Genomic DNA, 520 nt, shown 5'->3' with positions numbered 1-520 from the left:
AGGCGCATGCCGCGGCTGCGGCCGCCCACAACGCCGAGTGGCTGCCGCGGATGGTCGAGGGTGCCCGCGCGCTCGGCCTCACCGTGACGCCCAGCGTGGCGAACTTCATGCTCGTGCACTTCCCGGACGCGCCCGGCCGCTCGGCGGCGGAAGCCGACGCCTTCCTGACCGCCCACGGCGTGATCGTGCGGCGGGTGACCGCCTACGGGCTGCCGAACGCGCTCCGCGTCACCATCGGCGGCGCGGAGAGCAACGAAGCCTTCCTCGCCGCACTCGGCGCCTTCATGCGAGGCGACCATGCCTGAGGCCGCGCCGCTCGGCTGCCTCGCCGTCGTCGGCCTCGGCCTGATCGGCTCGTCCATCGCCCGCGGCGCCCGCCGCTACGGGTTGGCCGAGCGCGTCGTCGCGATCGATGCGGACGAAGCCGTCCGCGCGCGGGTCCTCGACCTCGGCATCGCCGACGCGGTCACCGGCGATGCCGCGGCCGGCGCGGCGCAGGCCGACCTGGTGATCCTGTGCG

The 520-nt window shown here is 75.6% G+C and carries 2 protein-coding genes; both read left to right on the top strand.

Annotated elements, in window-relative coordinates; genetic code table 11:
- On the top strand, positions 1-305 hold a 305-nt coding region (locus FV222_RS28795; protein ID WP_147816521.1), incomplete at its 5' end, for an aminotransferase class I/II-fold pyridoxal phosphate-dependent enzyme.
- Positions 298-520, top strand: a 223-nt coding sequence (locus FV222_RS28790; RefSeq protein WP_187277544.1) for an NAD-binding protein, incomplete at its 3' end; no start/stop codon positions are given. The genes FV222_RS28795 and FV222_RS28790, both read left to right, overlap by 8 nt.

Origin of the sequence: Methylobacterium sp. WL103 (assembly GCF_008039885.1) — a bacterium.
GTDB lineage: Bacteria > Pseudomonadota > Alphaproteobacteria > Rhizobiales > Beijerinckiaceae > Methylobacterium > Methylobacterium cerastii.
This window is presented reverse-complemented; position numbering and strand designations above follow the sequence as displayed.